Source organism: Streptomyces sp. NPDC059456 (assembly GCF_042750055.1).
Lineage (GTDB): Bacteria > Actinomycetota > Actinomycetes > Streptomycetales > Streptomycetaceae > Streptomyces.
The window spans coordinates 1-7,973 of sequence record NZ_JBHYVA010000067.1; the positions used below are offsets into that span (position 1 = coordinate 1).

At 72.6% G+C, this 7,973-nt stretch carries 7 protein-coding genes and 1 pseudogene; 5 read left to right on the forward strand and 3 right to left on the reverse strand.

All coding sequences use genetic code 11. From position 1 onward, the window contains the following. Positions 1 to 171 precede the first annotated feature (171 nt). Positions 172 to 1,674 (forward strand): APC family permease, encoded by a 1,503-nt coding sequence (locus ACFXA3_RS09105; RefSeq protein ID WP_385184065.1) that lies wholly within the window; start codon positions 172 to 174, stop codon positions 1,672 to 1,674. Positions 1,675 to 1,702: 28 nt separating this feature from the next. Then, a complete protein-coding gene (locus ACFXA3_RS09110; protein ID WP_385184068.1) occupies positions 1,703 to 2,680 on the forward strand; it encodes a hypothetical protein in 978 nt (325 codons plus the stop codon). 103 nt (positions 2,681 to 2,783) lie between these two features. On the opposite strand, the gene ACFXA3_RS09115 is transcribed toward ACFXA3_RS09110, so the two are convergent. Then, complete coding sequence (locus ACFXA3_RS09115; RefSeq protein WP_385184070.1) at positions 2,784 to 3,710, reverse strand: alpha/beta fold hydrolase; 927 nt, start codon at positions 3,708 to 3,710, stop codon at positions 2,784 to 2,786. A gap of 131 nt (positions 3,711 to 3,841) precedes the next feature. Here ACFXA3_RS09115 and ACFXA3_RS09120 point away from each other — a divergent pair, with 131 nt between their 5' ends. From ACFXA3_RS09120 to ACFXA3_RS09130, 3 genes are all read left to right on the forward strand, one after another. Continuing rightward, complete coding sequence (locus tag ACFXA3_RS09120) at positions 3,842 to 4,456, forward strand: TetR/AcrR family transcriptional regulator (protein WP_385184072.1); 615 nt, start codon at positions 3,842 to 3,844, stop codon at positions 4,454 to 4,456. Between the two features lie 141 nt (positions 4,457 to 4,597). Further along, positions 4,598 to 5,521, forward strand: a complete 924-nt coding sequence (locus ACFXA3_RS09125; RefSeq protein ID WP_385184074.1) for a nuclease-related domain-containing protein — start codon at positions 4,598 to 4,600, stop codon at positions 5,519 to 5,521. Between the two features lie 257 nt (positions 5,522 to 5,778). Then, positions 5,779 to 6,255 (forward strand): cupin domain-containing protein, encoded by a 477-nt coding sequence (locus ACFXA3_RS09130; RefSeq protein WP_385184076.1) that lies wholly within the window; start codon positions 5,779 to 5,781, stop codon positions 6,253 to 6,255. Between the two features lie 428 nt (positions 6,256 to 6,683). On the opposite strand, the gene ACFXA3_RS09135 is transcribed toward ACFXA3_RS09130, so the two are convergent. Together ACFXA3_RS09135 and ACFXA3_RS09140 are read right to left on the reverse strand one after the other, a co-directional pair. Beyond that, entirely contained in the window at positions 6,684 to 7,160 is a 477-nt protein-coding gene (locus ACFXA3_RS09135; RefSeq protein WP_385184078.1) for a hypothetical protein, read from the reverse strand. Between the two features lie 173 nt (positions 7,161 to 7,333). Next, positions 7,334 to 7,645 (reverse strand): annotated as a pseudogene (locus ACFXA3_RS09140) (restriction endonuclease); the annotation flags it as partial. Positions 7,646 to 7,973: the final 328 nt, after the last annotated feature.

The following is a 7,973-nucleotide window of genomic DNA, read 5'->3' on the forward strand; positions in this document are numbered from 1 at the left end:
CAACTCCCCCCCCCGCCCCCCCTCGCAGCCCAGCCCCCCCGCCTCCCCCCCTCCCCTCCGCCCCCCTGCCTCCCCTCCTCCGCCCGTCGCGCCGGATCAACCGGCGCGGGCGTCGCAGGCGAACGCCCGCGCAGTCGGCCCGCTGGTACCCGTCCCCGGAAAGACGTGATCGTGAGCAAGCACTCTGGCGCCGGAGGGAGTCTGCGGGCCGGCGCGCTGGGCACGTTCGATTCCGTGGTGATGGCCGTGGCGGGCTGCGGCCCGGCCCACACCATCGCGGCCACGCTCCCCGCGCTGATCGCCGCCGTCGGCGTCGCCGGCCCGGCCGTCCTGCTGTACTGCGCCCTCCCCGTCCTCGGCATCGCCCTCGCCTTCCGCCACTTGGGCCGGCTCGACCCCGGCGCGGGCGCCGCGTACACCTGGGTGGGCCGGTCGCTGCACCCCTTCCTCGGCTTCCTCAGCGGCTGGGCGGTCATCGTCTCCGCCACCGTGTTCACGGCCTCCACCGCCCGCCCGGCCGGCGCCGCGACGCTGTCCCTGTTCGGGACCGGGCCGGCCGGGCACACCGTCTTGGCCACGGCCGTCGGGGCGGGCTGGTTCCTGCTGATGGCCGGCGTGGTGATGTACGGCGTCCGCACCAGCGCCCGCGTCCAGAGCGTCATCACCGGCGTACAGCTCGTCCTGCTCGTCGCCTTCGCCGTCGCCGCCCTGTCGCGGGACGGCAACGTGGCGGACTTCTCGGCCTCCTGGTTCGGCTTCAGCCACTTCGACGGCCAACACCAGTTCGTGTCCGGCGCGTTGATCGCCGTCTTCGCGTTCCGGGGCTGGGACGTGACCGCCAACCTCGGCGAGGAGACCCGCGGCGGGCGCCCCGGCTCGGGGCTGGGCGGGGTGATCGGCATCGTGACGTGCTTCGCCCTGCTCGTCGTCTTCACCCTCTCCGTCAACATCCTCGTCGGCACCGACGTCGTACGGCAGAACCCCGACTCCTTCCTCACCGTCCTCGGCGACGCCGTCCTGCCGGGCCTCGGCGGCCGGCTGCTCGTCCTCGCGGTGCTGCTCTCCACCGTCGCCACGCTGGAGACCGCACTGATCCAGGCCACCCGCACCCTGTTCGCCATGGGCCGGGACCGCACCCTCCACCCGTCGTTCGGCCGCGTCCACCCCCGGTGGCGGACGCCGTGGACGGCCACCCTGGTGGTGGCCGGCGTCGTGCTCGCCTGCACCGTCGCCGCCGGCGCGGTGCCCGGCAGCGGCTCCGGGACCCTGCTGCTCGCCGACGCGGTCAGCGGGACGGGACTGCTGATCTGCTTCCACTACGGCCTCACCGCGTTCTGCGCCGTCGCCGTCCACCGCAGGGAGCTGTTCTCGTCCGTACGGAACCTGCTCCTCATCGGCCTGTGGCCGCTGGGCGGCGGGCTGTTCATGGTGTGGATCCTCGTACGGTCGGTGACCGAGCTGAACGGCCTCGCGCTCGGCATCGGCCTCGGCGGCCTCGGGCTCGGCGTGCTGCCGATGCTGCGCTCCCGGCGGCGCGCCCCCGCGTACCACCGGCGGGTCCCGCTGGATCCCGAACGGGCCCGCGCCGTCGACGCCCCGTACGGGGGCACCGGCCTCGACCCCGCCTCCGGGAACGGCTGCGCCGGGAACGGGGAACTGCTCACCGACTTCTGATCAGATGTTCCGAGGAGGGGGGTCCCGCATGGTCATGGCCTGGAAACGCCGCCGTTCCGTCGCGGCACCGCACTACGACCCGGCCTTCGGCGACAAGGCCCTCGCGGAAGCCTGCCAGGACGTCGCCGCGGGCCGCTGGCAGGGGCTGCGCGACCTGCTCGACGCCGGCGACCCCCACGACTGGGACCGGCGCAGCCACCGCATCCGGCTGCTGGCGAACGCCGCCGCGGACCGGCGCGTCGTGGAGGCCTGGCAGTCCGCCGAACCGCACAGCGCCGACGCGGTCGTGCTGCGCGCGGACATCGAGGTCATGCGGATGTTCGCGGTCGCCCGCCGCGGGACGATGCCGGCCGCGAACCGCCTCGACTGGACCGCCCGGGTCTGCCTGCACGCCTGCGACGCGGCCCCGGAAGACCCCCATCCATGGGTCTCCCTGGTCACCCTGGCCCGGCTGTACGAGGGCGGGCACACCGAGACCGGCCGGTGGTGGCAGGAGCTCTGCGCCCGCGACCCGTACCACCGGGAGGCGCACCACCAGGGGCTGCGCTACATGTCCGCCCGCTGGCACGGCTCGCACGGCCAGGCGTCCACCTTCGCCCGGGAGCGGGCGGCCGCCGCCCCGCTGGGCTCGCCCCTCGCGGTCCTGCCGCAGGTGGCGCGGGCGGAGCAGTACCGGCACCGGGCGGAGCACGAGGGCCCGGACCGCCTGGACCTGCTGCACCACTGGAACGGCGACGCCGAACTGTGGGACCTGCGCACGACGATGGAGCGCTGGATCGGATTCCGTACGGCCGTCCACGCCCAGGACGTCGCCGATCTCAACCACCTGGCCCACGCCCTGGTCCACGCCGGACTGCTCACGGAGGCGGCCACGGTGTTCGAACTCCTGGACGGCCGCGCCACCCGGATCCCCTGGTCGTACACGGGCGATCCGGAGCAGCAGTACACCCGCTGGCGCGCCCGGTCCGCGGCGGCCGCGATGTCGTTTCACCCTCGGAACGGGTGAAATCGACGGCCGGGCTCCGCGGGGCTCCGCGGGGCTCCGCCGGGCTCCGCCGGGCTCCGCCGGGCTCCGCCGGGCTCCGCCGGGCTCGGCCGGGCTCCGGAGGTCAGCGGCGGAGGGTGCTGTCGACGTCCTCCATGAAGCTCAGCATCCGGGCGTTGACGACGTCCGGGTGGTCGATCTGCGGTCCGTGGCCGGTCGCCCCGACGATCTCGGCGCGGGCCCCGGCGACCAGGCGCGGTACCCGCTCCAGCTGCCGCCGCGGGTGCACCAGCAGGCTCCGCTTGCCCATGATCACGTAGAGCGGCGTGCGGATGGAGCGCAGCTCGTCCTCGGTCAGCGGCAGCGGGGCGGGGCGGCGTATCCGGAAGGCGCGGGCGCCCGCGTGGATCCAGGCGCGCATCTCGGGCACGACGAGGACGGGCTGCTCCAGCCAGGCGGCGAGACGTGGCCGCAGCGCCTTGGGGGCGAAGCTGGCGAACAGGCTCAGGAAGATCCAGGCGAAGAAGCGCAGGCCCACCTTCTCCAGGCCGCCCGGGTCGAGGGCGGTGACCGAGGCGAGCCGTCCGGGCCGCAGATGGGCCTGGTTGAGCACCAGCCAGCCGCCGTAGGACGAGCCGACGAGGTGCACCCGGTCGAGCCCGAGCGCGTCGAGGGCCTCGTCCATCCACTGCGCGGCGCGCTCGGGCTGCCACATCGGCTCGCGGTGGACGCTGCGCCCGGCGTCGCCGGGGGTGTCGAGCGCGTAGACGGGCCGGTCGGCGCTGAGCGCGGGGGTGTTGGGGTACCACATCGCCGAGCAGTAGCCGGCGCCGTGGATCAGGACCACCGGGGTGCGGGACTCGGCGGCCGGGTCGGCGGGGCCGTACCGGTAGACGTGCGTGGTGCCGAAGCTCGTCTCGACGTCCGTCTCGGAGCGGACGGGCGCGCCCATCGCGTAGAGGACGTCGGAGGCGGCGAAGTAGCGGTCGCGCAGGGTGTCGTTGACGTAGCGGCCGACGTCGCGGCGCACTCGGGTCGTGGTCTCGGGCACGGGGCACCTCCGGGAGATCCGTTCTTCGTGATACGACCGTACCATGATGATGGTACGGCGGTACCATGAAGTGCCGTGCAAGACCCGGGAAGGCCGGGCAGCGAACGCGACCGACGGGCGGAGACACCGGCATGCCAAAGCGCGTGGACCACGAGGAACGACGCGCCCAGATCGCCGAGGCACTCATCCAGGTGGCGGGGCGACGGGGACTGCACGCCGTCGGCATGCGCGACGTGGCCGCGGAGGCGGGAGTGTCGCTCCGGCTCGTCCAGTACTACTTCGAGACCAAGGAGAAGCTGCTCTTCTACGGGCTCCAGCACCTGACGGACCGCTTCACCGCCCGCGTGGGCGCCCGCCTCGCCGCCGCCGGCACGAACCCGGGGCCGCGGGCGACCATCGAGGCACTGCTGCTGGCCTCCCTCCCGACCGACGAGGAGGGCCGGACCTTCCACCTGCTCTACAGCTCGTACTCGATCCTGTCGGTGACCGACGAGGCGCTCGCGGCGCAGCCCTTCATCGACAACCCCGACGCCGCGGAGAACGCCGTGACGGGCCTCCTCGAACAGGCCCGGTCCGCGGGCCTGGCCGACCCGGCGACCGACCCGCGCACGGAGGCGATCAGCCTGCTCGCGATGACGGCGACGATGGGCACCAGCATCCTGGTCGGCCAACGCACCCCGGAGTCGGCCATCGCGGTCCTCCACCACCACCTGGACCGCATCTTCCGCCCCCCGAACCCCACCTGACGGCCCTGCACGACACCCCCGGATCCGACCCCGGGGTTCCCAGCGGCACCCTGCCGCAACAGCTCCGTCCGGCACCGGCGGTCTTGCCGACCCGGCCGGTTGCTGTTGGCATGTGTGGGGGGACGGCACGCAGGGGGGCTGATGAGCGAGTTGACGGTGCATCCGTGGAAGAAGCACGGCAAGGACCGGCTCTACGTGAACCTGCCGGACGGAACGGCCGTCGCCTGGGCGGACCGGGCGACCAAGACCGTGACGGTCAGGATTCGCACGTACCAGGACGAGGCCCTCGCTCTTCTCCGGCGTCACCTCGGGGACGGGCTCACCATCAGCCCCACCCCTGCGCCCACCCGCGAACCCCGCCCCCCGGCCCCGTCCCGGCAGCAGGGGCAGCCCCGTCACGGAACCCCGGGGCACCGGCCCGAGCGGCCGGCGTCCCTCCCGCCCCTCACCCCCAGTGAGGACCTGGCGAGGAACCGGCCCGGCTCCCGGGTCGTCGGGATGATCGCCGAGCGGGGCCCGTCGACGGTCCAACGGCTGAAGGCGAAGTTACTGCGGCAGCCCTCGGACTGGGACAGCTGGTACGCCGGCCTGGAGGGCGAGCGAAGGGTGGGGCGCGAGCTGGAACGCCTGGCCCCGTTCGGTTGGCGGGTGCTTCACGGCATCGAGAAGGGCAACGGCGGCGACATCGACCACCTGCTGATCGGCCCCGGTGGCGTGTTCAGCATCAACACCAAGAACCACCGGGGTTCCTCCGTCTGGATCGGCGACTCGATGGCCAAAGTCAACGGCGGGCCGCCACGGCCGTACGCCGCCGCGAGCCAGGCCGAGGCGGACTTCGTACGGAGGGTGCTCGGGCGGTACTGCGCCTTCGAGGTGCCCGTCGAACCGGTCCTGGTCTTCGTGGGCATCACCTCCCTGAACCGGGCGGCGACGCAGTACGCCGTGCGCATCTACCAGGAGCGGGAGGTGGCGGCGCTGGGTCCGCTCGCCGGCAAGCTCACTGCGGAGCAGGTGGAGCGGGTCCACGCGGTCGCGCGTCACCGCCGCGTCTGGCTACGGGCCTGACGCGGCGCAGGGGAATCCGGCCGAGCCCTACGAGTGACCTGGGTCCGAGGTCCGGCGTTAAGCCGGAATGAGCCGTGCTGGTCCGAAGATTCCGCCACGGTCGGCAACCGCTGCCCGGCGGGCTGTGCCGCAGGGCAGCGCACGTCGTCGCGACAACGGCCCAGGCCCAGGCCCAAGCCCAGGCCCAGGCTCGGCGGAGCGTGGCAGTGGACCGCGGCCGTGTACCCCGTACCGCCTTCGTTGACCGGGAGAGAAGCATGACCATCAAGGACATCGGGCCGGACCCTCAAAGCTTCGACCTCGAGAAGGCGACGCTCGAGAACACGGACTATCGCGCGGTCGCCTGGTCCGGGAAGTACCTTCAGCTGACGCTCATGTCGATCCCGGTGGGTGAGGACATCGGCTTGGAGGCGCACCCGGAGACCGACCAATTCCTGCGACTCGACGCAGGCCGGGGCCGCGTCCAGATGGGCCGGACGAAGGATCGACTCGACTTCGACCGGGAGGTCGAGGACGGCTGGGCGATCTTCGTACCCGCCGGCACCTGGCACAACGTCACCAACATCGGTGACGAGACCCTGCAGCTCTACGCCGTATACGCGCCGGTCCACCACGCGTCGGGCAAGATCCACGCGACGGCCGCCGACGCGGAACGCGACGAGGACTCGGGCGACGACGAGCCGCCGAGCTGGTCGGTCCAGCCTGCCCAGCAGCCATCGGACGAGCACGCCTGACCGGCGGAGGGCACGTCTTGCGCGGTGTCGCCCCGGGCTGCCCGGACCACCCGTGGGCGGCTCCTGCCGGTGGTTCGGCGGCGGGCGGGATGGCTCCCGCAAGCGGTCCGCCGGAGGGGTGCGGGGGCTGTCGCCTGGCACCGCCCGGCGACGGCCCACGTGGCGGCGGACTTGTTCTGGACGGTGGTGTCAGGCGCGCCGCCGGATCCGGGGCTGGCGCAGAGGGCTTCGTGGGATCAACGGATGACAGCAGCCCCCAAGCCGGCGGCCCGCGTCGAGCAGAGGCCCTGGGGCGGGCCATCAGGAGTGCGACACCGTAGCCACGTCCCGGCTGATCGCGGCCCTCGGCAACCGTGATCCGGTGGCAGCTCTTGAGCGGTTCATCGACGGCACGCCGCTGCGCAAGCCGGACCACGGCTTCATCCTGCTCAGTACGTGGGGCAGAGGTGCGTGTGGACCGCATCGCGGATCTTGGCGGCCTTGGCCGGCCCGAATCCGTCCGGGTGATTGGGCGAGGTGAACCTCTGGTTGGTGAGGTCGATCTGCTTCTGGTCGTCCTTGGGGAAGTCGGCGATCGTTTCGCACTGGTTGCGGCCGCGGTCGACTGCCTTATCGGGCTTGGTGTTGACGATGTCCGGGTCGATGGCGGTCAGGGCGGCGACGTATTTCGCCTGCGCCGCCGCATCCGGCTTGGGCGGAATCCCCTTGCCCTTGGGAGCCGCGGCGGTGGCCGACGGGCTACTCGTCGCCTCGGACGCGGCGGGAGCGCTCGGCGCGGCTGCGGGCGGTGTCTTCACCGAAGGCTTGTCGGTGGTCTTGTCGGTGGTCTGGTCGCTGCCGCAGGCGGTCAGCGCGGCAGCAGCGATGACGACCGACAGGACTGCGGTGGCGGTGCGGTGATTCACGACTCTCCCCTGTGCAGTGACTGTGTGCGCAAGCGTTGATCGCTCACGGTGGTCGATGGTTGTACGTCCGGTGGTGTCGACCCTCGGGCACGGTCGGGTGTGCCCTTGCCGATGCGGCCGCGCTACCGCCGCCGAGTTCAGCCGGGTGGCCGCGGGAGTGGCACTCCCTCCGGCTACGAGAGGGACGTCGGCTTCCGCGGCGGTGGGACGGTGCGGAGGAGTTCCCACAAGGGGCGGGATCCGCCGGCCCATTGGGCGAGGAGGTGGCGGTCGACGAGGTGGAGGCGCTGGGACTTGGCGAAGTCGAGGCCGGGGCTGGAGAAGCGGCCGTTGGTGAGCATGACCAGGACGTCGCCACCGTGGATCTGGCGGCCGGTGCCGTTGAGGACCTGGAGGTCGGGGGTACCGACTGCGGATCCGGACCAGCCGGCCCTGCGGTGCTTGCACTGGATGACCCAGCGGTGACCCAGCGGCGCCCGTGCCTGTTCCCAGCGGGCTGCCTCCTGCCGTCGCCGTCGCCGTAGCCGGAAGCCGCCTGTGCCGGCTGCGGCCAGGAGCAGGAGGGCGACGACCCAGGGCCGGGCTCGATCCGCCCCTGGCATGCGGCGGGGCGGATGCCATCGGTCGGACGGCATCAAATGGCGCTTCCGCGGCGGCGATTGACTGCCATGTCTCGTGATCCGGGACGATGGTCTGCATGCAGGTCTGGACAACGACGAAGGCCCCTGGGTGTGCTGGGGGGTGGGTTATTATCGGGTGTGGGGGAAAGAAACCCCCCGAAAATATTGGGGATATAAAGGCCCTTGGGCGCGC